Below are 23,405 nucleotides of genomic sequence, written 5' to 3'. Positions count from 1 at the left end.
GCCGCGTCGGTGCCCTCGTGGGAATCCAGGAGTAGTGGGAGAGGCGCCCGGGGGAGTGGCCCGGCCGGGCCTGCGCTGCGGGCCCGGCCGCGCCGAGGGTGTGTGCTGCGGGTCTGTGCCGCGAAGGACTACCGTGCCAGCGCGTCCGTCAGGTCGCGCAGCATCTCCGAGGCGTCCAGCGGGTCGAGGGTGGCGAACGTGCGGGTCAGCTGCCGCGGCCGCCACGAGCCGCCCGGCGCGGTGTTGAGCCAGATGGCGCGGATGCGCTGGGTCGGGGAGATGTCCAGGGCGCCGATCGGGATGCCCGGGTCCAGGTCGGCCACGATGGCGCCGCCGTCGAGGGTGGGCTTCCACAGCCAGTTCTGCACGCCCGCGTCCATCGGCTCGCCGCGGTGCCAGCCGCGCCGCTCCAGGCCGAGCAGGGTGGTGGTTGGGTGGTCGTGGCCGCCGAAGCGCTCGAGGGTGGTCTCGCCGAGCTCGTCCGGAGTGAGGGCGTGCACGGCCCGGCCCAGCTGCGGGAAGGGCTGCAGGATCTCGTAGTCGGCGAAGACGCCCGACCACGCGGCCAGCTCCCCGGCCGTCAGCCGCACCGGGTGGACGAGCCGGACGGTGGCGTCCGGCGGCAGTGTGACCGCCTCGTCCTCGGCGTCGGCGAGCGTCAGGTCCTCGGCGACGCGGAACGTCAGCCCGTCCGCCGACCACACCAGGCGCCGGGTGATGTGGCCGACCAGGGGGTGCTCGACGAGGTAGGCGCGCAGGTCGGCGGCCGGCCAGGTGCGCTCGGTCAGCATCGCCGTCTCCAGGCGCCTGATCTGGTCGGCCGCGACCGTGCGCACGTCCTTCTTCAGGGCGGCGAACGCCTTGTACGCCTCCGGCGCCAGCCGCTGGTCGTCGCGCGCCCCCGGCTTCGGCAGGTCCTTGCGCCGGGCGCCGGAGGGGTCGGTCACGTAGGGGCGCAGCTGCTCGTCGAACCCGACGACGAACTGGCGCGGGCCGTAGTCGAGGGTCAGCGTGCCGCGGGCGTCAAGGCCGAAGTCGGGCACGAGCCGGTCGGCGAGCTGCTCGGCGCTGAGGCCCAGGCCGGCGGCGACCTCGTCGATCTTCTCGGCGGCGCGCTCCTTGAGGGCCTTGAACTTGACCCGCTGCGCGATGCCGTGCAGGTGCATCAGGGCGATGTCGGTGCCGATCTCGGCCAGGATGTCCAGGCCCGTGACGGCCTTGGCGTGGCCGCCCTCGCCGGGCCAGGCGCGGATGATCGGGGCGAGGCGCCGGACGGTGTCGTCGTCGCCGAACCAACGCAGCGCGTGCAGCGGCCACGCCTCCTTGGGCGGGGCGCCGACGCTCTGCCACGTGGTGAACATCGCCCAGGCGAACTCGGCGAGCGAGCGCGGGTCGCAGGCCTCGCGCACGATCGCCACGCCCGGGTAGACCTCGTCGGGTTTGGAGATGGCGAGCATCGTGCACACGTGCCGGGTCGCGTCGGGGCCTAGCGCGCCGGACCCGTCGGCGAGCAGGATGCGCGGCATGAGGGCCGGCTCGGCCCAGGCGGCCAGGTCGGGGATCTTGGCGGGCAGCAGCCGCAGCGGGTCGGCGCCGAGCAGCGCGGTGAGCGCCTCCCGGGCCTGCGGGCCGTGGCTGTCCTCAGCCGCTTCGAGCAGCGCGTCGCGGTGCCGGGCCGCGGCCAGGCGCAGGACGTCCTCGGCGCCGCGCCGGGCGGGGCCGGGCTTGCCGAGCGCGGCCGGGGCGAGGGCGCGGGCCGCGTAGCCGGGGTGCCGCTCGACCCACGCCAGCGTCCCGGCCCGCAGCGCCTTCAGCCGCACGGCGGTGGTGGCGAAGTGCGCCGCGACGGCCGGGCTGGCCAGCGGCAGCAGCATCCCGGTGTTGGCCGCCGGCACCTTCTCGGCGACGTGCACGGCCGCGCCGAGGGCGGCGAGCCCGTGCCGGGCGATGAGCGGCGGCAGCCAGCGGGCCGCGTCCCACACCCGGGCCGGCCGCCAGCCGGGCAGCAGGTCGGCGACCACGTCGTCCGGCGCGGTGAGCATCAGGGTCACCTGGTGCTGGCCGGCCAGGGTGCCGGCCCGGAACTGCGCGACGGCCTCCTCGATGCCGACCTCCAGCCGCCACCACGGCTCGCGCAGCACGGGCGGGACCGCCCACGCCTCCCGCTCCCCGTCGAGCCACCGCAGCTCCGGCTCGCCGTCGAACGCGAGGCCGGCCACCACGAGCGGCTTGGCCTTGGGCCCGCGGGTCGTCCACGGCGGCGAGACGAGCACCTCCGGCAGCGCGGAGGCGGGCGCCTCGGGCGCGCCGGCGCCCTCGGCGATGACCGCCTCGACGCGGGCCCGGGCGTCCGGGGCCAGGGACGGCAGCTCCTCGTCAACGACGTCCCGCGCGGTGTGGACGTGCATCCGCAGCAGGTCGGCCGCGGGCTTGTTCGCCGGGTCCGCGGCGGCGAGCACGCGCAGCGCCCGCCGCGGGAAGCGCCGCACCGCGTCGAGGGTGGCCAGCGGCACGTGCCTGCGGTCGAGCCGCTCGACCAGCGCGGCGAACGCCTCGTCGCTCGGCAGCACGGCGATCGTGGCGAGCAGCCGCTGCCGGGCCTCCACGTCGGAGTGGTCGTGGTCGAGGGAGTGCAGCAGCGCGGGCAGGACGGCGGCGCCCAGCCCGTCGACCGCCGTCGGGATGCCGGAGGCCTCGCGGCCGGCCCAGTAGATCCCGGCCCTGAGCAGCGGCTGGACGAGGGCGAGCTGCGCGGCGGTGCCGGCCGAGCGCCACATCAGCTCGGCGGCGTAGGCGTCGCCGCGGGTGGCGGCCTCGGCGCAGGCCTCGTCGACCCACGCCGCCTGCGTCGGCAGCATGAACGCCGCGGCCGCCCGCCACTTCACGGCCCCGCGCAGGGCCGACAGGGCGTCGACCGCCTGGGCGTAGACCTCGTCGGGCGCCACGGCCAGGTGGGCCCGCACCTGTCCGGCCTGCCCGGCGAAGTGCGGGAAGTATGACCACCCGGTGCCGTGCTCGGGGTTGCGGATGAGCCGCGGGGGGATCTGCCGGGCGTTGTGCCAGTGGTCGCCGGAGTCCAGGCCGGTGCTGTGGACCATCGCCTCGGCCGCGAAGACCGGGCCGCGCTCCACGATCAGGGCATCGGCCAGCCACGGGGCCTGCTCCTGGTGCGGCCAGGCCAGGTGCCGGTTGACCAGGGCTACGACCGCGCCGGCGCCCATCGCGGGCCCGCCCTCCGGGTCGGCCAGGTATGCCTCGGCCGCGGCGACGAGCTCGGGGTCGCTGTCCGGGTTGTTGAGCCGCGCCTCGATGGTCCGCTTCGCGGCGGTCAGGAGCTCGGCGCCGCGGTCGCGCTGTGGCTTGAGTGCCGGCCCGGGCGTCCCGCCCCGCCGCGGCACGAACGTCTTGTGCCAGGCCGCCGGCATCTCCAGCACGTCTTCTCGCGTCATCCCGATCCCCCCACTCGACTTGACGCCGACACCATAGCGGGACCCCCCGACAAAAAACGGCGGCGAGGAACTCTGCCTAGTTTCCTAGGACAACCGAACACGATGTGGCGCGGACCGATTGAGAGGGCCGTGGATGGGTACGCCTGACTGCAGAGTGAAAGGAGGCTCTGATGCAACCGATGACACCGTTCGCCCCGTGGTCGTGGCGTGACCCAGACCTGAACGCCCGCTACGCGGCTGGTGGCACGGCGGCGACCGACGCGTACCGCGCGGATGCTGTCGCGGACGATCGGCAGGCCAGCCTGGATCTTTCCGGGTACAAGGTCGAGGCGACCGACGGCCACATCGGGTCGATCGACGAGGCCGGCTACGAGGTGGGCTACGCCTGGCTGGTGGTGGACACCGGGCCGTGGATCTTCGGCCGCAAGGTGCTGCTGCCCGCCGGGACGGTGCGGCACGTCGACCACCAGGACCGCAAGGTGTACGTGGACCGGACGAAGCAGCAGATCAAGGATTCGCCGGAGTACGACCGGGACACCTTCCGGACCTCGCAGTACCGTCAGCAGGTGGGCGACTACTACACCTCGAGCTACGACCGGGAGCACGCGCTGCGCTAGTCGGTAGCGCGTGACGCAACCACGGCGGGACCGTTGCTTCGGCGGCGGTCCCGCTGCTGCGCGGACAGGGCGCCGAGCAGCGCCAGGGCCTGGGCCGACGGGGAGCCGGGCTCGGCGTGGTAGACGACGAGCAGCTGGCCGCCGGAGTCGCCGATGGTGAGCTTCTCGCGGCGCAGCTCCAGCGGGCCGACCTGCGGGTGCTCCATCCGCGTCGGCGCGCCGGCGAGGGGCTTGACGTCGTGGCGGGCCCACAGGCGGCGGAAGTCCTCGCTGGCCAGGGAGAGCTCGCCGACGAGCCGCTCGATGCGCGGGTCGTCGACGTCGTCGGCGATCGACGTACGGAACGCGGCCACCATACCGGCGATGGTGTGGGCCCAGTCGGGGTACAACTGCCGCTCCTGCTCGTCCAGGAACGTGTCGCGCAGCCGGTTCAGCCCGGGCCGGATGCGCGGGGAGAGGGCGGTGGCGAGCCGGTTGGCGGCGAGGACGTCGAACATGCGGCTCTCCACGAACGCCGGCAGCTCCATCACGTCCAGCAGCTGGCGGATGCCGGCCGGGACCGTCTCGCGGCGCGGGCGGCGGGCGCGCGGGCGGGCGGCGGTGAGGCCCATGAGGTACTGCGTCGCCTCCGCGTCCAGCCCGAACACCCGGGCGATCGCCTCCAGCACCTGCGGCGACGGGTTGCGGTCGCGGCCCTGTTCGAGGCGTAGGTAGTAGTCGGCGCTGATGCCGGCGAGGGTGGCGACCTCCTCGCGGCGCAGGCCGGGCGTGCGGCGCACCCCGACGACCCGCAGCCCCGCGTCGGCCGGGTCGATCAGCTCGCGGCGCGCCCGCAGGTACTCCCCGAGCGCGTTGGACCTGGCAACCACGCTCCCCAGCCTACGGTCGCCGCCGGCGCGGCATCCTGGTCCTAGCACTCCCAGGAACCACACGGCGCTGCCAGTGCCGGCCGGGCCGGAGCAGGGTTGAGGTATGACGAATCTTCCTGGCGGCACGTACCGGACCGGCGACCTCGACCTCACCCGCTTCGGGTACGGCGCGATGCAGCTGGCGGGCCCCGGGGTCTTCGGCCCGCCGAAGGACCGCGCGGAGGCGGTGCGCGTGCTGCGGGCCGCGGTCGAGCTCGGCATCACCCACATCGACACCGCGGACTTCTACGGCCCGCACGTCACCAACGAGATCATCCGGGAGGCGCTGGCGCCGTACCCGCCGCAGGTGCACATCGTGACCAAGGTCGGGGCGCGCCGGGACGAACAGGGCGGGTGGCCGCACGCCCGGACGCCGGCGGAGCTGCGTGCGCAGGTGCACGACAACCTGCGCAACCTCGGCCTGGACGCGCTCGACGTGGTGAACCTGCGGGTGGGCGGGCTGGAGGAGGCGGAGCCGGGCTCGATCGCCGAGCAGTTCGGTGCGCTCGCGGAGCTGCGCTCGCAGGGCCTGATCCGGCACCTGGGGCTCAGCACGGTCAACGCGGAGCAGCTGGCGGAGGCGCAGGCGATCGCCCCGGTGGTGTGCGTGCAGAACATGTACAACGTCGCCCGGCGCGGCGACGACGCGCTCGTGGAGCTGACGGCGGCGCAGGGGATCGCCTATGTGCCGTACTTTCCGCTGGGTGGCTTTTCGCCCTTGCAGTCCGAGACGCTGCACGCGGTGGCGAAGGAACTGGACAGCTCGCCGCTGTCCGTGGCGCTGGCGTGGCTGCTGCAGCGCTCGCCGAACATCTTGCTCATCGCGGGTACGTCGTCGGAGGCCCACTTGCGGGAGAATGTGGCCGGGGCGGGGCTGCGACTGCCGGCCGGCACGGTGGCGGAGCTGGACGCGATCGGGGCGTAACACCCGGCGGGGAGGTTACCGGGCGGGACGCTTGCCCTGAGACAAGTAACGTTGGGTATATTGTTCCGCGCCGGTGCTCGCCGAGATTCACGCTCGCCGCGGCCGCGCCGTGCTCCTGGCACAGCGCGGTGGACGGAGAGGACGATGGGCAGTGTGCTGGTCGCGGAGCGTTCCGTCGAGCGGGACGCTCTTGACGAGGTGCAGGTCCGGGTGGCCCTGCGCGGGCTCGTCGATCTCGACACCCAGCCGATCCTGCGGGCGGCACTCGACCGGGCCATGGCCGAGCCGGGCGTCCGGCGGGTCGTCGTGGACATGCGGGACCTGACGCTGCTGGACTCCACCGGCATCGCGACGCTGGTGGCCGCCTACCGCGCGGGCGCGGCCGCCGGCGTCACCGTGCGGGTGGTCAACCCGGAGGGTGTGGTCCGCCGCGTCCTGGAGATCACGGGTGTACTGCAGACCCTGGGTGGCTGACCGCGCCGCTACGGCAGCTGGGCGGTCAGCCCGGCCGCCAGGACCTCGGCCTGCACGTCGGTGACCTCCTCGCCGTAGTCGCGCACCAGGTCGGCCCTCGTGTAGACGATGTGCCCGTCCGCGTCGGTGGCCTGCGGCACGAGCCGCACGCCGCCGTCGGCCACGGCCAGGGCGGGATCGGCGTCGGTGGACTGCGCGAGCGCGCGGATGTCGTCGGCGGTAATCGTCGTCGTCATGCGCTGAGGCTGCCCGGGTCGCCCGGCGGGCAAACATCGGGGAGCCGGTGGTCAGCCGGAGACCGTGGCGGGTTGCCGCCTGTCCTGGGCCTCGAGCTCGCGTTCCAGCTCGTCGAGGGCGCTGCGCAGCGCGGCCAGCTGCTTCTGCACGTCCGTGGCGGTCCGCGGCGGCGCCTTCTCCGCCTGGTGGGCCTCCTGCAGCGCGGTCAGCACCACGCCGACGAGGAGGTTCGTGAGCAGGTACGACGCGGCGATCATGTACGACAGGTAGTACACGATGCCCCAGTCGGTCACCGCCCGCCCGGCCTCCAGCGTGTCGGTGATCCCGTCGAGGGACAGCAGCAGGAACAGCGTCAGCATGGCCTGGCCGACCGTGCCGTACTTCTCCGGGTAGGCGTGGCCGAACACCATCCAGCCGACCATCGCGTAGCCGTACAGCACCAGCATCGTGATGAGCAGGAAGCTGCCCAGCCCCGGCAGGCTGCGCCGGATCCCGACGAGGATCACCCGCAGGCTCGGGAACAGGCGGAACGCCCGCACGATCCGCGCCAGGCGCAGCAGCCGCAGCAGGGTCACGTTCTCCCGCACGCCGGGCACCAGCGGCGCCAGCACGATCGCCAGGTCGAACAGGTTCCACCGGTCCCGGAAGAACCCGCCCCCGCGCGGCAGGTGCGCGCCGAAGCGCACCAGCAGTTCCACGGTGAAGCAGCCGAGGAACGCGTACTCCAGCACGTGGAAGGCCGGCCCGGCGGCATCGACGGCGCGGCGGTACGTCTCCAGCCCCAGCGTCATCGCGTTGAGCACGATTACGGTGAACGACGCGGCGTTGAACCACGGGGCGGCGACCAGCGCACGGCATCGGGCCGCGAGCCGGCCCGCCGTTGTCGGCGAGCTCTGCACGGGGCGGGAGCCTACACGGTCACCGATATCTGCCGGCGTCCGCGCCTCGGCGGGCGAGCGGGTTCAGGGGTCGCGGCCGGATACTGGGCGCCATGCGTGTGCTGTTCACCGCGGTACCGATATATGGGCATTTGTTGCCGTTACTGCCGCTGGCCGAGGCGGTCGTCGCGGCCGGGGACGAGGCCGCTGTCGCCGCGCCGGCGTCGATGGCGCAGCTGGCCGGCGGGGTGCCGGCCATCGCCGGCGGGCCCGAGCCGCAGGAGCTGCTGGCCGAGAACGACCGGCGCACCGGGGGCGCCGACATGGCCGACACGCGCGACATCTTCCCCGTGGCGTCGTTCTTCGCCGGGGCGCGGGTCGACCTGACGTACGACGTCGCCCTGGCGCAGGCGAAGGACTTCGGCCCCGACGTGATCGTCGCCGAGGAGTACGACGCGGTGGGCCCGATGGTGGCCGCGGCGCTTCGATTACCCCTGGTCCGGCACGGCATCGGGCTGCCGGTCTCGCCGCCGCCGCTCGGGCCGGCCATGCGGGAGCTGCTGGCCCCGCGCTACGCCGGGCGCGGCCTGGCTCCGGCCCGCCGGGTGGCGCTGGTGGACCCGTGGCCGCCGGCGCTGCAGTATCCACAGTGGACCCCGGCCGCGGACCGGCTGCCGATCCGGCCGCGGGCCTATGCCGGTCCGCTGCCGGTCGAGCCGCCGCTGCCGCCGCCCGGGCCGGCGCCTCGCGTGCTCGTCACGCTCGGCACGGTACTGCTGGATCCCGCGATGCTCGAAGCGCTCGTGGGCGCGGTGGCCGAACTGTCCGATGTGGACGTCCTCGCCGTGGTGCCGCCCGGGTTGCCCGTCCCGCCCGCGGACGGGCGGGCCAACGTGCGGTTCGCGGGCTTCGTGCCCATGGCCCGGCTGCTGGACACCGGCGTGTCGGCCGTGGTGGCCGCGGGCGGCGCCGGGACCGTGCTGGCCGCGCTCGGGCGAGGCATCCCGATGGTGCTGTGGCCGAAGGGGGCCGAGAAGCCGATGAACGCCGAGCGGGTCGCCGCGGCCGGCGCCGGCATCGCGGTCGACGCGCCGGGAGGGGCCGCCGAGGCGGTCCGCAAGGTGCTCACCGACGGCTCGTACCGCGCCGGCGCCGGCCGCATCGCCGAGCAGATCCGGCAGGCGCCGGAGCCCGCCGAGGTCTGGTCGCGGCTGCGGGACCGCATCCGGTGACGGGCAGGGCCCCGGCCGCGGCGGGGGCCCTGCCGGGGGTCAGGCCGGCACCTTGTCCAGGAAGCCGTGCACGGCGCTGATGCGGTCCTCGGCGATGACGACGACGTCGAAGCCGATCACGATCGGCTCGCCGCCCTGCGGGCCGAGGTGCCAGCCGAACCGGGCCACGTCGTGGTGGGTGTCGACCGGGCCGGCCGGGGTGAACTGCAGGCCGGCGAACTGGGCCTGGGCGGTGGCGATGAGGGCGTCGATCTCGTCCCGGCCGGTCACCGCGGCCAGGGGGTCGGTGTAGCGGGCGCCGGGCGCGAACACGTCCTCGACCAGCTTGCGCCGGGCGGCGGCGTCGGTGGTGTTCCAGGCGGCGATGTACTTCTCGACGAGCTCCATGGCGGGTGGTCCTTCCGGTGTGTCGCGTTCTCTGACGCACCGGACGCTACGGATCTTCGCCGCCCGCGGAATCGGTATCGCTTCGGTAATGGTGCGGTACCTCGCCGAGCAGCCGCGCCAATTCCCGCGCGGACAGCGCCGGGTTGGCGGCCGCGGCCTCGCGCAGCGAGGGGTCCGGCCCGGCCAGGAGCCCGAGGAGCCGGTCGCGGGGCAGGTTGGGGTTGGCGGCCGCGGCAGCCGGTGCAGCACCGGGGCCGGCAGGTCGTGCAGGGCGGCGCAGCGGCGGACCTCGGCGTCGAGGTCCCGGGCCAGCAGCAGGCGGACGGCGAGCGGGACGTGGCGGTTGCGCCCGAGCGCGGCGCGCACGGCGGGCTCCGCGTCGCGGGCCAGCGCGGCGTAGACGCCGGCCGGCAGCGGCGGCGCCGTCACCGGGTGCGGGCGGAACACGTCGATCCAGGAGCCGGGCCAGCCCGCCACCTCGGCCCGCACCGCCGGGTCGGGGTCCGCGGCCAGCGCCCGCCGGATGTCCTCGGGCGTGGACGGATGGGCGGCCAGGCGCCGGCGGGCCTGCAGGTCGCCGGTGTCGGCCAGCACCGACGCCACCTCCGGCGGGAGGGCCTCCCGCCCGAGCAGGGGGTGGGCGAGGGCGGGATCGGCGGCCAGCCGCAACAGCAGCGGGACGGGCGCCGCCGGGTTGCGTGCCAGCCCGGACAGCACCGCCGGGTCATCGGTCCGGTCACTCATCGGCCTGATCATGTCAATCTTGTACCCGTGGTCAGCGGGCCGGTACGCTGCCGTGCACAGTCCCGGCTCGGCGGCCGGGCCTGGACCACTGTCGGTGACGGCACACCGGCCCTGATGCTGTGTGTAAAGGAGCGTCGTCGTGCCGTCCAAGCGGGATGTCTGGTATCGGGCGATCGCCGTGGTCGTCGTCGCGCTGGCCGCGGTCGTGGCCATCGTGTTCGTCAGCAGCGGCGGTGACAAGGGCGGTACCGATGCGGTGCCCGTGGCTGACGTGGGATCCGGGCCCGTCGACCGCGAGTTCGCCATCACGATCACCAACCGCGCGGCGACGCCGCCGACCAGCCGGGTCGAGATCCCCATGGGCAGCACGATCCGGATCACGGTCACCTCGGACGTGGCCGACGAGCTGCACGTGCACGGGTACGACCGCAAGGCCGTACTCACGCCCGGCGTGCCGGCCTCGGTGGCGTTCCGGGCCGGCACGGCCGGGTTGTTCGAGGTCGAGACCCACGTCAGCGACCTGGTCCTGATGCAGCTGGTGGTTCGCTGACGCGATCCGTTTGAGCCTGTCGTACCGGGGAATGCGGGCGGCATGCGCAGGCTGCTGCTCAGGCTCGAAGATGCCCGCCCGCTCGACCGGATCGCCGGGGTGCTCGGCCGCGCCGCGGGCGCGACCGTCGCCCGGGGCAGGCTCGGGCCGGCGCTGCACGGCTCCTGGTTCGGTCACCCGCTGCACCCGGCGGTCGTGCAGTTCCCCATCGGGGCGTGGTTGAGCGCCGCGGTCCTCGACGCCCTGCCCGAGCGCGACGACCCGGCGATCCGTCGGGCCACCACCGTGCTGCTCGGCGCGGGCACCGCGGCCGCGCTGCCGGCCGTCGCCACCGGCGGCTCCGACTTCACCGCCCTGACGGCGCGCCAGCGGCGGGTCGCGGTCGTGCACGCCGCCGCCAACGTGGTCGCCGTGAAGCTCTTCGCCGTCTCCGTGCTCGCCCGGATGGGTGGGGCCCACCGGGCCGGGCGGCTGCTGTCCCTGGCCGGGCTGGGCCTGGCCGGGGCGAGCGCCTACCTGGGTGGCCATCTGGCCTACTCCCAGGGCGCCGGGGTCGAGGCCACCCTCCCGCCCGTGGCCGCTCGGGCGCCGGAGCCGGCCGCCGCGCGCCACTAGCCAGGGCCGGAACCGGAGCGCCGAGCGTCACCAGCGGGGGAGCCGTATGTCGTCGCAACGGATCGTCGTGGTCGGGGCATCCGGCAACGCCGGGACCGCGCTGCTGCGCCGGCTGAGCGCGGACGGCTCGGCCGAGCTCGTCGGGGTCTCGCGGCGGGGGCCGGGCGGGCCGCAGTACGCGTCGATGGAATGGCACCGGTGCGACATCGGTGCGCCCGACGCCGCCGAGCGGCTGACCGGCATCTTCCGCGGCGCCTCGGCCGTGGTCCACCTCGCCTGGCAGATCCAGCCGAGCCACGACCGGGCGGCGCTGCGGCGGACCAACGTCGACGGCAGCCGGGCCGTCATCACCGCGGCCGTCGCCGCCGGCGTGGGCTGCCTCGTCGCCGCGTCGTCCGTCGGGGTGTACGCCCCGGGGCCCCAGGACCGGCCGGTGGGGGAGGACTGGCCGGCGACCGGGGTGGCGGCGTCGTCGTACAGCCGTGACAAGGTCGACCTGGAGCGCATGCTCGACCAGGTCGACGGGCGCCTGCGGGTGGTGCGCATGCGGCCCGGGCTCATCTTCCAGCACGCGGCGGGAACGGAGATCGGGCGGTACTTCCTGGGCCCGCTCGCCCCGGTCCGGCTGCTGCGCCCCGGCCGGCTGCCGCTGGTGCCCGACCACCCGTGCCTGCGCCTGCAGGCGGTGCACGCCGACGACGTGGCCGACGCCTACGCCCGCGCCATCGCCTCCGACGCGCGCGGGGCGTTCAACGTCGCCTCCGATCCGGTGCTCACCCCGCGCCTGGCGGCGGAGCTGTTCCACGGCCGGACCGTGCCGGTCCCCGGGCCGCTGCTGCGCGCCGCGGCCGCCGTGACCTGGCGGCTGCGGCTGCAACCGGTGGACGCCGGCTGGGTGCAGCTGGCCCTGTCGGCGCCGCTGATGGCCACGACCCGCGCGGAGCGGGAGCTGGGCTGGCGGCCCACCGTCGACGCCGCGGGCGCCCTGCGCGAGCTGGTCCACGGCATCGCCACCCGCGCGCACGCCGACACCCCGCCGCTGAGCGGGCGGCGGACCGCGCCGGGCCGGTTCGCGGCGCTGCTGCGCGGCCACCTGCCGGGCGTGGGCAACCCCTACTGAACCTGCGAAGGGGGATCGGCATGGCATCGGGACTCGTTCGCGGCGCGCTGGCCGGCGCGGCCGGCACCACCGCGCTGAACGCGACCACCTACCTGGACATGGCGGTGCGCGGGCGGGCGCCCAGCGACGCGCCCCAGGACCTGATCGAGAAGGCGGCCCGGGATGCCGGGCTGCGGGTGCCGGGGGAAGGCGAGACCCGCGAGCACCGGCTGCAGGGCCTCGGGCCGCTGGTCGGCATGGCCGTCGGGGTGGGCGTCGGCGCGCTCGCCGGTGCCGCGCAGGCCGCCCTGGCCCGCCGTGGGCGCCGGCTGCCGGTCGTCGTGGGTGCCGCGCTGATCGCCGCCGGGGCGATGGCGCTGGCCGACGTACCGCTGAAGCTCTTCGGCATCAGCGACCCGAGGACGTGGTCGGCCGGGGACTGGGCGGGCGACATCGTGCCGCACCTGGTGTACGGCGCGGTGACGTGGGCGTCGCTGGACGGCACCGGACCCGGGTCGTCGGTGACAACCCGGGCCCGGTGGCGGTGACGTCCGGTCCGGCTACGACCAGGAGGCCGTGGGCCAGTCGTCGCTGGACCAGTAGTGGCCGGACCAGTAGTGCCCGGACCAGTAGTGGCCCGACCAGTAGTGCCCGGACCAGTCCGGGTCCGTCCACGTCGTGGCGCCCGTCCACGGCGCGCCCGTCCAGGTCACGGCGGCCCAGGTCTTCGACGCCCACGAGGAGCCGGTCCACCCGTCGCCGGCGATCTTGTAGCCCATCCAGGTGCCGCCGGACCAGGCCGTCGCCGCGGCGCTGCGGGGCGCCCAGGCGGCCGTGTTGATCGGGCCCCAGACGGAGGCGTCGCCGCTGAGGGCCACGTTGTCGCGCACCACCCGGCTCGGGCCGCGGGCGTCGTCGAGCTTGCCGGTGCCGGAGGACTTGTTCCAGCCGTTCGCCCACGTGTTCTGCGACGTCAGCGCCGCGCCGAGGTTCAGCTCGCGCACGGCCCGGCCCGCGGCGAGGCCGGAGACGTTGCTGGCGGAGGTGGTCAGCACGGTCTTGACCTGGTCCGGGGGCAGCGTCGGGCGGGCCTGCAGCAGCAGCGCGACCGCCGCCGAGGTGACCGCCGCCGCCTGCGAGCTGCCGCTGCCGCGCAGCAGCGTCGTGCCGACCTTCGCCGACGGGTAGGACAGGTCCACATTGGACCCCGGGTCGGCCAGCGAGACGATCGACTCGCCCGGCGCGATGAGGTCGATGTTGCGGTTGTAGCCGCCGATCGTCGAGAACGACGCGAAGTCGTCGTCGGCGGTGGTGGCCGTGCCCCTGGTCGTGGCCGCGCCGACCGCGATGACGGCCGGGTCGCTGGCCGGGTCGGTGACGGTGAGGTCGCTGTTGCCCTCGTTGCCGGCCGCGGCCACGACCACGATGCCCTTCATCCAGGCCTGCTCGACCGCGAACTGCACCGGGTCGGTCCACGAGTTCGGCGTGCCGCCGGTGCCGTAGGACAGGTTGATGACCCGGATCGGGTTCGCCGGGTCGTCGTTGCGGTGCGCCACGACCCAGTCGATCGCGGCGATCATCTGCGACACGTCGACCGCGCCGTTGGACGTGCCGACCTTGATCGACGTCAGCTTGGCCTTGGGCGCGAGCCCGACCGTGCCGGTGCTCGGGTCGTTGCCGACGATGATGCCGGCCATGTGGGTGCCGTGCCCGTACGTGTCGATGTAGCGCAGGTTCGACGCCTGCGACTCGAACGACAGGTCGGGCCCGTTGACGATCTGGCTCGCCGGCAGCCCGTCGACGGGCGCGACGCCGGTGTCGATGAGCGCGACCCCGACGCCCTGGCCGGTCAGCCCGGCCGCCGCGCCCGTGGCGGCGTTGATGACGCCGCGCACCGTGGCGAGCGTGGTGCCGGTGCCGCCGTCGCCGGTGCCGAGCCAGGCGCTGGACGCCCAGCCGGCGGCGTCGCCGATGGCGTGATGGGGTGCCGCGGAGGCGCCCAGCCCGGCGACGGCGGCCGCCGCCGCGGTCACCGCGGCCAGGACGCGACGGCGCGCCGCGGACCGCCGGCGCATGGCAGATGAGGGCATGAGGACTCCGTTCCCGCCGCTGGGGTACGTTCGCGGCGCCGGGTCCCACCATGACCCGCCGTCGGGCCACCGTCACGGCCCGTGGCCCCGTTCTGCCTGCCCGGACCCCGGTTCCGCCCGACCGCCCGACGTGATGTCACGCCCCGTCCGGCGAAGCGCACCCGGTTCGCAACCGGGACGGACCCGGTCCGCGACATCGGCGCGCACGGGCGGCGGCGGTCACACGAAGCGCCACAGGTGGTCGTTGGTGCCGTTGTCGTCCCAGATGAGGACCTGAGCGCCCTGGGCCGTCGAGGCGCCGGTCACGCCGAGGACGCGGCCGCCGGCCGACTGGATGCGGAAGGAGCCGCCGGCCGTGTGCCGCAGCCGCCAGCGGCGGTCGTTGGACGCCGTGTCCGGCAGCTGCACGGCCCGCGTGCCGTTGGCCGTGCCGGCGTTCTCCACGCCCAGCACCTTGCCGCTGTTGGCGTTGCGCAGGCGCAGGTAGCCGTTCGCGTCGAGCACGGCGGTCCACAGGTGGTCGGCGGTGCCGTTGTCGGCCCACTGGATGACCAGGGCGCCGTCGGCGGTGGACATGTTCGTCACGCCCAGCAGCAGGCCGCTGCCCAGGTTCTGGATGCGGCGGGCGCCGTTGGGCACGAGGCGCCAGAGGTTGTCGGCGCCGCCGTCGTCCGGGGACTGCACGGCGAGGGCGCCGTTGGTCGTGGCGTTGCCGGCGATGCCGAGCAGCTTGCCGCTGTTGGCGTTGCGCAGCTTGTGGGTGCCGTCGCCGTTGTCCGCGAGCGTCCAGCGGTGATCCGCCGTGCCGTTGTCCGCCCACTGCAGGATCGAGGCGCCGTCCGCCGTGGACATGCCCGCCACGCCCAGGACCTTGGCGCTGTTACGGTTGCGCAGGCGCAGGGACGTACCGTCGGCCAGAAGCTCCCAGTCGTGGTCCGCGGTGCCGCTGTCGGTCCACTGCAGCGCCAGGCCGCCGTCCGCCGTGGACATGTTCTGCACGCCGAGGACCAGGCCGCTGGCCGCGTTCACCAGCCGGAAGGTCGGGGCGCCGCCGGTGCTCCAGTAGACGGTGTAGTTGAAGCCCTGGGCGTCGTGGAACGGGCCGAGGGGGACCGTGGTGCCGTCGGCGGTGGCGCTGAACGCGAGGGCCGTCGTGCTCGTGCGGGCGACCGATGACGTGGTCAGCGTGGGCAGCGCCGGCAGGGCGGTGTTGCCGTAGTTGCCGGCCAGCACGACCGGGCCGTAGGTCAGCGCGACCACGTTCGGGTTGTCGTTGGCCGGGCGCGTGACGACCTGCATCGGCAGCCGGACCGTGACCGTGTCGCCGGACGTCCAGGCGCGGGTCAGGGTGGCGTACGTGCCGGGCGTGGCGGCGATCGGCTGCACGGTCCCGTTGACGGCCACGCTCGCGCCGGTGGCCCACGCCGGGATGCGGATGCGCATGGACCAGGAGCCGGCGACGCTGCCGGTCACCTGCAGCGTGACCAGCTCCGAGGCGGGGTAGGCGGTCGTCTGGGTCACCGTGATCCCGCGCTGGGTCCAGCTCAGCACCGACGGCGCGAACAGGTTCACGGTCAGCGTGGTGCCGTCGTAGAAGTAGATCGAGTCGGCGAGCTTGGTGTTGGTCTCCACGCCGGTGCCCTGGCAGCACCAGAAGGTCGTGTAGTCGGTGCTCCACGTGCCGCCGCCCCAGGCCGGGCCGACGCCGCGGCGGCCGCCCGCGACCAGCGGGGTGAAGTAGGTGACGTGGCCGTGCGGGTCGGCCGGGTTCTGCGCGCCGATGAGGTGGTTGAGCAGGGTCAGCTCGTAGAAGTCGAAGTACGCGGCGCGGCCCGGGTCGAGCAGCCACAGCTCGCGGGTCAGCTTGAGCATGTTGTAGCTGTTGCACTGCTCGCAGGTGTCGTTGGTGAGGTACGCCGCGATCGCGTTCGGGGCGCGGAAGTGCTCGGCCTGGCTGTTGCCGCCGATGGCGTAGGTGTGGGCGCCGGTCGTGATGGTCCACGCGTTGGCGGCGATGTCGCGGTAGCGGGTGGTGCCCGTCGCCTTGTACTCCCGCGCGGCGCCGATCCACTTCGGCACCTGGGTGTTGGCGTGCAGGCCGTCGAGCCGGTCGGTGCCGGCGGCGAGCGGGTCGAAGACGGCGGCGTGGTCGAACCGCTGGGCCACGGTGAGCCAGCGGGCGTCGCCGGTCTGCTGGTACAGGTCGGCCAGGACCGCGTTCATGCCGCCGAACTCGGTGTTGAGCACGCTCTGCTGCTGCGCCTGGCTGAGCCGGCCGGTGCGCGCGTCGACCCAGCCCGCGAGCGCCAGCAGCACGTCGCGGGCCTGGGTGCTGCCGAGGTACCGCCAGGCGTCGAGCAGGCCAGCGAGGGTCTTGTGGACGCAGTACCACGGGACGTTGCCGTTGTTGAGGGTGCCCGCCTCGAGGCTGGTGAAGTCCGACTCGGGGAACCCGGAAAGGTACCCGGCGCCGAACCCGGCGGCGGCGTTGTTGGCCTGACAGGCCGCGAACCCGGCGACCATGGCGTTGGCCTTGTCCCGGCAGGTGGTGTCGCCCAGCACCGCGTAGGCCTGGGACCAGGCGGTGAGCAGGTGGCCCTGCATGTGGGAGCGGAACGGGAACGTCGGCGCGTCCCAGCCGCCGTTCGCCGCCGCGCCGTTGGTCGGCAGCTTGTGGTTGGCCCGGAAGTTGTACAGCATGCGGTCCACGTCGACGAAGCGCAGATAGGCCACGGTGCGGTCCTGGTTGTCCAGCCAGCGGCCGGGGGTCAGCCGCACCTGGCCGAGGTCGAACGGGTAGGCCGAGACGCCGATGTCGGCCCGCGCGGGGGCGGCGGCGGCCCCGGCGGTCGCGGTGGCGGCCAGCGGTGCCGCGGTGGCGGCCACGGCGACGGCGCCGCCGGCCTGCAGCAGCAGGCGGCGGCTGACGATGGGCTGAGGCATGGGGCGGTCCCTTCAGCAACGAATGTGAGCGTTCACATCGGCCTGGCGGCGACCGTGTGAGCGCTAACAAGTTTCGATGAGACTGCCAGACTCGCCCCGGCACGGCAAGGGGGCGGCGCCCACCGGCGCCGCCCCCTTTTGTCCCGCGACCGATGTCAGCTCAGGGCGTCCTTGACGTCGTGCGCGGCATCCTTGAGCTCGTCGCCGGCCTGCTTCACGTTGGCCGCGTCCTGGTCGGCGCGGCCCTCGGCGCGCAGCTCCTCATCGCCGGTGGCCGTGCCGTAGTGCTCCTTGGCCTCGCCCTTGAGCTCTTCCGCCTTGTGCTCGACCTTGTCTTCGAAACTCATCGCCGTCTCCCAGGACCGTTCGGGCGCCGCGGCGCGGAAGGGCGACGCGGTCGACTTCCGGATGCCCAGCCGCGGCCCGCCCGAAACCGCGGGGCTCAGGACATCGGCATGACCCGGGCGACCCGGATGGACGTGCCGTTCGCGCCGGCGGCCGGGTAGGCGGCGCTGCCGTCCGCATAGGCCTTGAACGCCTGGTAGTTGTGGTCCCGCACGCCGATGGTGAAGCGCTCGCCGACCGCCTTGCCGGTGCCGGAGTCGTACGCCTGGGCCGCCATCGCCCCGCCGGCCTCCCACGCCAGCAGCATCCGGCCGGCCCCGTAGGCGACCAGGTGCGGATGGCTCGTGGCGGCGCCGGTGCGCACCGTCGCGTCGGAGGCGCCCGAGCCGAAGTGCTCCAGCCGGGCCTGCCCGCCCTGGCTCCAGGCGGTCCAGTACCCGGATCCCTTGGCCAGCACCAGGTCGCCGCCGAACAGTGTGCCGTCGCACGTTCCCGTGGCGATCGTGCGGTACGGATGCGGCTGCGCGACGCGGCAGGAGTTGTCGGTGGCGCAGGCCATCACGAAGTGCCCCGTGCGCGGGTCCCACACGATCCGGGTGCCCCAGCTGTGGCTGCACCCGACCTCGAAGGCGTCCCGGTGCCCGGCGACCAGCCCGCCGCCGGCGTCGACCACCTGCATCCGGTCGCCCTCGTGGATGTCGACGCAGGCGCCGTTCTGCACCGTGATGGCGACGCCGAAGTACGCCGCGTAGTTGCTGCCGTCGGTGGCCAGCCGCCCGTGGTGCTGGTACCACCACACGAACCGGGCCCCGTTGTCGTACCCGCCCAGGCTCGAGGTCAGGTTCGTCACCTGCCGCTGCCAGACCTGCCGCCCGGCGTTGTCGAACCGCACCATGTACATCGTGTTGCACGGGCTCGACGACCCGCCGCACAGCGGCCCGTCGTGGCAGGTGCCCTTGCGGGTCAGCAGCAGCACCCCGCCGTTCGCGTCGGCCTGCACGTCCTGCAGGTCGGTGCCCTCGAAGCTGCTCGGCGTCCCCGCGAGATGGTCGTCGCAGTCGAGGCGGCCGAGGTACACCTTCCCGTTCGTGCCGAGCCAGGCCAGCCACGACCCGCCGCCGGGCGCGGCCGCGACGGCCATCGGCAGCGGGTCGGTGTCGTTCTCGTGGCCGTAACCGGTCACGGCCACGCCGACGTTGACGTCCGTCACCTTCACCACGGGCGCCGGGCCGGCGGGCCGCGCGCACGCGCCGCTCGTCGTCGCCCGGGCACTCACCGAGCCGCTGGGTGCCGCACCCGCACCCGCGCTCCCGCTCGCGCCGGCCGGGCCGAGGCCGGCGTCCCCGTCCGGCGCCGCACCGACCGACTTGCCGGTGGCCACCGCGGCGGCCACGCCCAGCGCCGCGAGCAGCGCGATAGCGGCCAGCCCCACGATGACGAACCGCCGGCGCTTGCGGCGTTCCAAGTCCATGCGGCCGGACTATAGGCCAGCAATGTGGCCGGTCCCGCACCCGGCGGACCGGCGAAAGCGAAACTTCAGCACCCGCTAATCGAATGTGACATGTCACACCGCGCGGCTCACCGCAGTTGGTGGTCGTCGCCGTAGACCGTGACCTTCACGGGCGGGTCGAGGCGGTACCGGTCGTCGTCCACGAGGTCCCGCAGCGCCTTGACGCGGTCGGCCGACTCGGCCCACGCCGCGGCGGTATCCCTGTCGTGCGGGTGGCGCAGCGTGTCCTTGCGCACGTCGAGGAACACGCCCAGCCAGCGCCGCTCCGCCACGCCGCCCGCCGGGTCGCCGCCGGCCCGCCCGGTCGCGCGGGCGATGAGTGCCGGCAGGCCGTCCGGGTCGTCGCCGGTGCCGTGCTGCACCGCGCTGTCGTAGAGCACGGCCACGCCGAGCGGGGTGCGGATGCCCAGCCGCCGGGCCGTGCGCAGGGCCGGGGTGAAGTACAGCCGGTCGGCGAGGTCGTCCTGGGCCTGGCGGAACTTCGGGTCGGACGCCGCGGCGGCCCAGTCGCCCGCGAAGCCCGGCAGGCCGCCGGTGCCGGCGCTGCCGCCCGCGGCCAGCTCGCGCAGCCGGGGCAGGTGCCGGGCCAGGCGGTTGCCGGGGACCTGGGCCGTGTAGGACTCGACCAAGGTGCTGACCTCGGTGCTGCTCGTGGTGAAGCCGATGGTGCCGCACGTGTAGCCGCGGCCGTCGCCGAGCGCCTCGACCGCGTCGTAGTGCGGGGCCGCGTCGCTGTGCTCGAAGACCGCGACGAGCTCGTCGGCCACGTGCCGCTGGGCCGCGCTCAGCGCGACCTCGGACGGGCCGTGACCGGCATCCGGCCACGGCTCGCCGCCGCACGCCGTCAGCAGCAGTACCGCAAGCAGCATCAGCGAACGTCGCATCGAATGGCTCCTACCCGGGTACGTGACGGATCATGCGATACCACTGCGGCTCTCTTATGGTCGGAAATGTGAACGAGCAGCCTGTCGGGAAGTCACCTGAGCCAGACGAGCATGCGGAGACCGTCGTCCTGCGCAACGCCCGGCAGTTGCCGCCGCCCGTCTTCGTCGACCCGAGCGGGGCGCGGCGCCGGCGGGTGCGGTGGATCGTCTACACCGTCGGCGTCGTCATCCTGGCCGCGCTGCTGGCGCTGTGGCTCACCCAGTTCCTGGGCGCCGCCGAACCGCCGGCCGTCGATCACGCCGCGGCCTGGCGATGACGGTGTACCGCTCGGCGCACTCCGGCGCCGACCAGGCCACCACCGGCCACATCCCGGCCGTCCGGCGGCGGCGCACGGCGCTGCGCCTGCTGCTCGCCCTGATCGTCGCGGCCCTGCTGGCCAACCTGCTGCTCGTCGAGGCGTACACCAACAGCAGCTTCGCCCCCGACCACCAGGCCGCCTCGGGCCGCGCGGGGGCCGCCGTGCCCGCCGAGATCCGCGACGGCGGCCCGATCATCGACGCCACCGGCGGGCAGCCGCGCTCGCTACGGGTGCCCGACCGCACGATCGCGCTGACCTTCGACGACGGGCCCGATCCACAGTGGACCCCGCGGGTGCTCGCGGTGCTGGGCCGCTACGGCGTGCACGCCACGTTCTTCGTCATCGGCTCCGAGGTGGCCCGCCACCCGGACCTGACCCGGCGGCTGATCGACGAGGGGCACGAGGTCGGCGCGCACAGCTTCAGCCACCCGCAGCTGCCGGACCTGCCGCAGTGGCGGCGCACGCTGGAGTACTCGCAGACGCAGATGCTCATCGCGGAGGCGACCGGCCGCTCGACGCCGCTGCTGCGCCCGCCGTACTCCTCGTTCCCCGGCGCGCTCGGCGACGGCGACTGGGACACGGTGCGCGAGGCGGGCGCGCAGGGGTACGTCACCGTCCTCAACGACCTCGACAGCCGCGACTGGGCGAAGCCGGGCGTCGACAAGATCCTGCAGAACGCGACCCCGGAGGGCCAGGCGGGCGCGGTCGTGCTCTTCCACGACGCCGGCGGCGACCGCGCGCAGACCGTCGCCGCCCTCGACCGGCTCATCCCGCAGCTGCAGCAGCGCGGGTACCGCTTCACCACCGTCGCCGACGCGCTCGGCGGCCGGCTCGGCCCGGCCAACCCGCCCGCCCGCGCCGGCGACATCTGGCGCGGCCGCAGCCTGGCCTGGTCCATCCATATCGCCGACGCCACCTGGTGGCTGCTGTGGGGCCTGCTCCTGCTCGTCGGCGCGCTCACCCTGGCCCGGGCGCTGCTGCTGTTCCTCTTCGCGGTGCGGCACTGGCGCCGCCGCCGGGCGGCCACCTGGTCCTGGGGGCCGCCCGTCAGCGACCCGGTCACCATCGTCGTGCCCGCCTACAACGAGCGCGCCACGATCGAGCCGGCGATCCGTTCCCTGGCGCAGTCGGAGCATCCCGGCGTCGAGGTCATCCTCGTCGACGACGCGTCCTCCGACGGCACCGCCACGGCCGTCGAGGAACTCGGCCTGGACAACGTCCGCGTGGTACGGGTGCCGTCCGGCGGCAAGGCGACCGCGCTCAACACCGGCGTCGCGCTGGCCCGCCACGACATCATCGTCATGGTCGACGCCGACACCGTCGTCGCGCCCGACGCCGTGCACCGCCTCGTCCAGCCGCTCGCCGACGAGAAGGTCGGCGCGGTGGCCGGCAACGTCAAGGTCGGCAACCGGCGGGGGCTGCTCGGCAAGTGGCAGCACATCGAGTACGTCATCGGCTTCAACCTCGACCGCCGCCTCTACGACACCTTCGGCTGCATCCCGACGATCCCGGGCGCGCTCGGCGCGTTCCGGCGCCAGGCGCTGAGCGACGCCGGCGGGCTCACCGTCGACACGATCGCCGAGGACACCGACCTGACCATGGCCATCCACCGCGCCGGATGGCAGGTCGTCTACGAGGAGAACGCCCGCGCGTACACGGAGGCGCCGGCCACCCTGCGGCAGTTGTGGATGCAGCGGTACCGCTGGAGCTACGGCACCATGCAGGCGATCTGGAAGCACCGGACCGCCGTGCGCGACTCCGGCCCGTCCGGGCGGTTCGGCAGGCGCGCGCTGCCCTTCATCTCGCTGTTCAGCATTCTGCTGCCGCTGCTCGCCCCGCTGATGGACATCCTCGCCGTGTACGGCACGTTCTTCCTCGACCGCACGGAGACCCTGATCGGCTGGGCGGCGATGCTCGTCATCCACGTCGTGACCGCCGTCCTCGCCTTCCGCCTGGACCGCGAGCCCATGCGTCCGTTGTGGACATTGCCGTTGCAGCAGCTGGTGTACCGCCAGGTGATGTACCTCGTGCTCCTGCACTCGGCGATCACCGCGCTGACCGGCCGCCGGCTGCGCTGGCAGAAGCTGCGCCGCACCGGCGACCTCGACGTGGTGCCCGCGCCCGGCGCATAGCGATCCGCCTGGATGGGTACCAGATGGTGTGCCCACCGGAGGAGACCTGCTCGGCGAACGCTACCGCCTCGACGATCGCATCGCGGCCGGTGGCATGGGCGAGGTCTGGCGGGCCACCGACGTCCTGCTGGGCCGCCCCGTCGCGGTGAAGCTGCTGCACGACGACCGGTCCGGCGACCCGGAGTTCCAGGCCCGCTTCCAGCACGAGGCCCGCGCGATGGCCGCCCTGCACCACCCCGGCATCGCCGCCGTGTACGACTACGGCGAGACCGGCGAGGGCGCGTACATCGTCATGGCCTTCATCGACGGCGAGCCGCTGGACCGGCGCATCGCCTCCGGCGGCCGGCTCGACCCGGCCGCCACGATGTCCTGCGTCGCCCAGGCCGCCCGCGCCCTGCAGGCCGCCCACGAGGCCGGCATCGTGCACCGCGACGTGAAGCCCGGCAACCTCATCGTGCGGCCCGACGGCACCGTCGTGCTGGTCGACTTCGGCGTGGCCCGCTCGGCCGCCCTGGCCGCCGTCACCGCCACGAACGATGTCGTGGGCACCGCGCTGTACATCGCCCCGGAGCAGGTGTCGAAGCGGCCGATCGGCCCGGCGACCGACGTCTACGCCCTCGGCGCCGTGGCGTACCACTGCGTGGCCGGTCACCCGCCGTTCACGGGCGAGAGCCCGGTCGCGATCGCCGTGCACCATCTGAACGACGACCCGCCGCCGCTGCCGCCGGACGTCCCGTCGCCGGTCCGCCGGCTGATCGCCAGGGCGATGGACAAGGACCCGTCCCAGCGCTTCCCGTCCGCCGCCGCGCTGGCCGCCGCCGCCGACGCCGTGGCTTCCGGTGTGGATGCGCCGGCTCCGGACACGGCGGTGCTCGCCGTGCCGGAGCCTGGTTCCCGGCGCCGCACGCCGCTGCTGTGGGCGCTCGGGTTGCTGGCGGCCCTGGCCCTCGCCGTGGGCGTGCTGCTGGCCCTCCCCGGCGCCCCCTCGCACGGCCCGGCCCCCGGTCCGACCGCCCCGGTCCAGGGC

The 23,405-nt window shown here is 74.4% G+C and carries 21 protein-coding genes; 11 read left to right on the top strand and 10 right to left on the bottom strand.

Translation table 11 applies throughout. From position 1 onward, the window contains the following. Nucleotides 1-128 precede the first annotated feature (128 nt). A complete protein-coding gene (locus ABD352_RS00645; RefSeq protein WP_344610172.1) occupies nucleotides 129-3,449 on the bottom strand; it encodes a DUF4132 domain-containing protein in 3,321 nt (1,106 codons plus the stop codon). Between the two features lie 170 nt (nucleotides 3,450-3,619). Here ABD352_RS00645 and ABD352_RS00640 point away from each other — a divergent pair, with 170 nt between their 5' ends. Next, entirely contained in the window at nucleotides 3,620-4,066 is a 447-nt protein-coding gene (locus tag ABD352_RS00640; protein ID WP_344610171.1) for a PRC-barrel domain-containing protein, read from the top strand. Here the strand turns inward: ABD352_RS00640 and ABD352_RS00635 are convergent. Next, a complete protein-coding gene (locus ABD352_RS00635; protein ID WP_344610170.1) occupies nucleotides 4,063-4,935 on the bottom strand; it encodes a helix-turn-helix domain-containing protein in 873 nt (290 codons plus the stop codon). The two genes, ABD352_RS00640 and ABD352_RS00635, sit on opposite strands and share 4 nt — an antisense overlap. A 103-nt stretch (nucleotides 4,936-5,038) precedes the next feature. On the opposite strand from ABD352_RS00635, the gene ABD352_RS00630 reads away from it, so the two are divergent. Beyond that, a complete protein-coding gene (locus tag ABD352_RS00630) occupies nucleotides 5,039-5,899 on the top strand; it encodes an oxidoreductase (protein ID WP_344610169.1) in 861 nt (286 codons plus the stop codon). Nucleotides 5,900-6,043: 144 nt separating this feature from the next. Next, on the top strand, nucleotides 6,044-6,373 hold the full coding sequence (locus ABD352_RS00625; protein ID WP_344610168.1) for an STAS domain-containing protein: 330 nt from the start codon (nucleotides 6,044-6,046) through the stop codon (nucleotides 6,371-6,373). Nucleotides 6,374-6,381: 8 nt separating this feature from the next. On the opposite strand, the gene ABD352_RS00620 is transcribed toward ABD352_RS00625, so the two are convergent. Then, complete coding sequence (locus tag ABD352_RS00620; RefSeq protein WP_344610167.1) at nucleotides 6,382-6,609, bottom strand: hypothetical protein; 228 nt, start codon at nucleotides 6,607-6,609, stop codon at nucleotides 6,382-6,384. Nucleotides 6,610-6,660: 51 nt separating this feature from the next. Beyond that, nucleotides 6,661-7,509, bottom strand: coding sequence for an ion transporter (locus tag ABD352_RS00615; RefSeq protein WP_344610166.1), 849 nt, complete (start codon nucleotides 7,507-7,509; stop codon nucleotides 6,661-6,663). A gap of 92 nt (nucleotides 7,510-7,601) precedes the next feature. On the opposite strand from ABD352_RS00615, the gene ABD352_RS00610 reads away from it, so the two are divergent. Then, nucleotides 7,602-8,720, top strand: a complete 1,119-nt coding sequence (locus ABD352_RS00610; protein WP_344610165.1) for a glycosyltransferase — start codon at nucleotides 7,602-7,604, stop codon at nucleotides 8,718-8,720. Nucleotides 8,721-8,759: 39 nt separating this feature from the next. Here ABD352_RS00610 and ABD352_RS57470 read toward each other — a convergent pair whose 3' ends face one another. Beyond that, nucleotides 8,760-9,851 (bottom strand): nuclear transport factor 2 family protein, encoded by a 1,092-nt coding sequence (locus tag ABD352_RS57470; RefSeq protein ID WP_425553420.1) that lies wholly within the window; start codon nucleotides 9,849-9,851, stop codon nucleotides 8,760-8,762. 139 nt (nucleotides 9,852-9,990) lie between these two features. On the opposite strand from ABD352_RS57470, the gene ABD352_RS00600 reads away from it, so the two are divergent. From ABD352_RS00600 to ABD352_RS00585, 4 genes are read left to right on the top strand one after another with little or no spacing between them, the layout of a single operon-like run. Continuing rightward, nucleotides 9,991-10,401 (top strand): cupredoxin domain-containing protein, encoded by a 411-nt coding sequence (locus ABD352_RS00600; protein WP_344610164.1) that lies wholly within the window; start codon nucleotides 9,991-9,993, stop codon nucleotides 10,399-10,401. 42 nt (nucleotides 10,402-10,443) lie between these two features. Beyond that, nucleotides 10,444-11,016, top strand: a complete 573-nt coding sequence (locus tag ABD352_RS00595) for a DUF2231 domain-containing protein (protein WP_344610163.1) — start codon at nucleotides 10,444-10,446, stop codon at nucleotides 11,014-11,016. Nucleotides 11,017-11,062: 46 nt separating this feature from the next. Continuing rightward, nucleotides 11,063-12,136, top strand: a complete 1,074-nt coding sequence (locus tag ABD352_RS00590) for an NAD-dependent epimerase/dehydratase family protein (protein WP_344610162.1) — start codon at nucleotides 11,063-11,065, stop codon at nucleotides 12,134-12,136. Nucleotides 12,137-12,156: 20 nt separating this feature from the next. Beyond that, nucleotides 12,157-12,663, top strand: coding sequence for a hypothetical protein (locus ABD352_RS00585; protein WP_344610161.1), 507 nt, complete (start codon nucleotides 12,157-12,159; stop codon nucleotides 12,661-12,663). Between the two features lie 12 nt (nucleotides 12,664-12,675). Here ABD352_RS00585 and ABD352_RS00580 read toward each other — a convergent pair whose 3' ends face one another. The 5 genes from ABD352_RS00580 to ABD352_RS00560 all read right to left on the bottom strand — a co-directional run bounded on the left by ABD352_RS00580 (nucleotide 12,676) and on the right by ABD352_RS00560 (nucleotide 19,887). Beyond that, entirely contained in the window at nucleotides 12,676-14,205 is a 1,530-nt protein-coding gene (locus tag ABD352_RS00580) for a S8 family serine peptidase (RefSeq protein ID WP_344610160.1), read from the bottom strand. Between the two features lie 219 nt (nucleotides 14,206-14,424). Further along, a complete protein-coding gene (locus ABD352_RS00575) occupies nucleotides 14,425-17,148 on the bottom strand; it encodes a beta-L-arabinofuranosidase domain-containing protein (RefSeq protein ID WP_344610159.1) in 2,724 nt (907 codons plus the stop codon). Nucleotides 17,149-17,303: 155 nt separating this feature from the next. Next, the gene (locus ABD352_RS00570; protein ID WP_344610158.1) at nucleotides 17,304-17,495 is read right to left on the bottom strand and encodes a CsbD family protein; all 192 of its coding nucleotides are present in this window, start codon (nucleotides 17,493-17,495) and stop codon (nucleotides 17,304-17,306) included. A 95-nt stretch (nucleotides 17,496-17,590) separates the two neighbouring features. Then, nucleotides 17,591-18,964 carry a hypothetical protein gene (locus ABD352_RS00565; protein ID WP_344610157.1) on the bottom strand — a complete coding sequence of 458 codons (1,374 nt, stop codon included), beginning with the start codon at nucleotides 18,962-18,964 and terminating at the stop codon, nucleotides 17,591-17,593. A gap of 107 nt (nucleotides 18,965-19,071) precedes the next feature. Continuing rightward, nucleotides 19,072-19,887, bottom strand: coding sequence for a chitosanase (locus tag ABD352_RS00560; RefSeq protein ID WP_344610156.1), 816 nt, complete (start codon nucleotides 19,885-19,887; stop codon nucleotides 19,072-19,074). 68 nt (nucleotides 19,888-19,955) lie between these two features. On the opposite strand from ABD352_RS00560, the gene ABD352_RS00555 reads away from it, so the two are divergent. The 3 genes from ABD352_RS00555 to ABD352_RS00545 all read left to right on the top strand — a co-directional run. Further along, nucleotides 19,956-20,204: a hypothetical protein gene (locus tag ABD352_RS00555; protein WP_344610155.1), complete on the top strand. Its 249-nt coding sequence runs from the start codon at nucleotides 19,956-19,958 to the stop codon at nucleotides 20,202-20,204. After that, the gene (locus tag ABD352_RS00550) at nucleotides 20,201-22,378 is read left to right on the top strand and encodes a bifunctional polysaccharide deacetylase/glycosyltransferase family 2 protein (protein ID WP_344610154.1); all 2,178 of its coding nucleotides are present in this window, start codon (nucleotides 20,201-20,203) and stop codon (nucleotides 22,376-22,378) included. Before ABD352_RS00555 ends, ABD352_RS00550 begins: the two co-directional genes overlap by 4 nt. A 28-nt stretch (nucleotides 22,379-22,406) precedes the next feature. Next, the coding region (locus ABD352_RS00545) for a serine/threonine-protein kinase (protein WP_344610153.1) at nucleotides 22,407-23,405 on the top strand (999 nt) is incomplete at its 3' end.

This window comes from Dactylosporangium salmoneum (genome assembly GCF_039532525.1).
Classification (GTDB): Bacteria; Actinomycetota; Actinomycetes; order Mycobacteriales; family Micromonosporaceae; genus Dactylosporangium; species Dactylosporangium salmoneum.
The sequence above is the reverse complement of the archived record's forward strand: the minus strand, read 5'-3'. Positions and strand labels throughout refer to the sequence as shown.

Coding starts and splice junctions, on each gene's coding strand:
- ABD352_RS00645 (WP_344610172.1), bottom strand. CDS start 3,449: ATGACGCGAGAAGACGTGCTGGAGATGCCGGCGGCCTGGCACAAGACG.
- ABD352_RS00640 (WP_344610171.1), top strand. CDS start 3,620: ATGCAACCGATGACACCGTTCGCCCCGTGGTCGTGGCGTGACCCAGAC.
- ABD352_RS00630 (WP_344610169.1), top strand. CDS start 5,039: ATGACGAATCTTCCTGGCGGCACGTACCGGACCGGCGACCTCGACCTC.
- ABD352_RS00625 (WP_344610168.1), top strand. CDS start 6,044: ATGGGCAGTGTGCTGGTCGCGGAGCGTTCCGTCGAGCGGGACGCTCTT.
- ABD352_RS00620 (WP_344610167.1), bottom strand. CDS start 6,609: ATGACGACGACGATTACCGCCGACGACATCCGCGCGCTCGCGCAGTCC.
- ABD352_RS00610 (WP_344610165.1), top strand. CDS start 7,602: ATGCGTGTGCTGTTCACCGCGGTACCGATATATGGGCATTTGTTGCCG.
- ABD352_RS57470 (WP_425553420.1), bottom strand. CDS start 9,851: ATGAGTGACCGGACCGATGACCCGGCGGTGCTGTCCGGGCTGGCACGC.
- ABD352_RS00595 (WP_344610163.1), top strand. CDS start 10,444: ATGCGCAGGCTGCTGCTCAGGCTCGAAGATGCCCGCCCGCTCGACCGG.
- ABD352_RS00590 (WP_344610162.1), top strand. CDS start 11,063: ATGTCGTCGCAACGGATCGTCGTGGTCGGGGCATCCGGCAACGCCGGG.
- ABD352_RS00585 (WP_344610161.1), top strand. CDS start 12,157: ATGGCATCGGGACTCGTTCGCGGCGCGCTGGCCGGCGCGGCCGGCACC.
- ABD352_RS00580 (WP_344610160.1), bottom strand. CDS start 14,205: ATGCCCTCATCTGCCATGCGCCGGCGGTCCGCGGCGCGCCGTCGCGTC.
- ABD352_RS00575 (WP_344610159.1), bottom strand. CDS start 17,148: ATGCCTCAGCCCATCGTCAGCCGCCGCCTGCTGCTGCAGGCCGGCGGC.
- ABD352_RS00570 (WP_344610158.1), bottom strand. CDS start 17,495: ATGAGTTTCGAAGACAAGGTCGAGCACAAGGCGGAAGAGCTCAAGGGC.
- ABD352_RS00565 (WP_344610157.1), bottom strand. CDS start 18,964: ATGGACTTGGAACGCCGCAAGCGCCGGCGGTTCGTCATCGTGGGGCTG.
- ABD352_RS00560 (WP_344610156.1), bottom strand. CDS start 19,887: ATGCGACGTTCGCTGATGCTGCTTGCGGTACTGCTGCTGACGGCGTGC.
- ABD352_RS00550 (WP_344610154.1), top strand. CDS start 20,201: ATGACGGTGTACCGCTCGGCGCACTCCGGCGCCGACCAGGCCACCACC.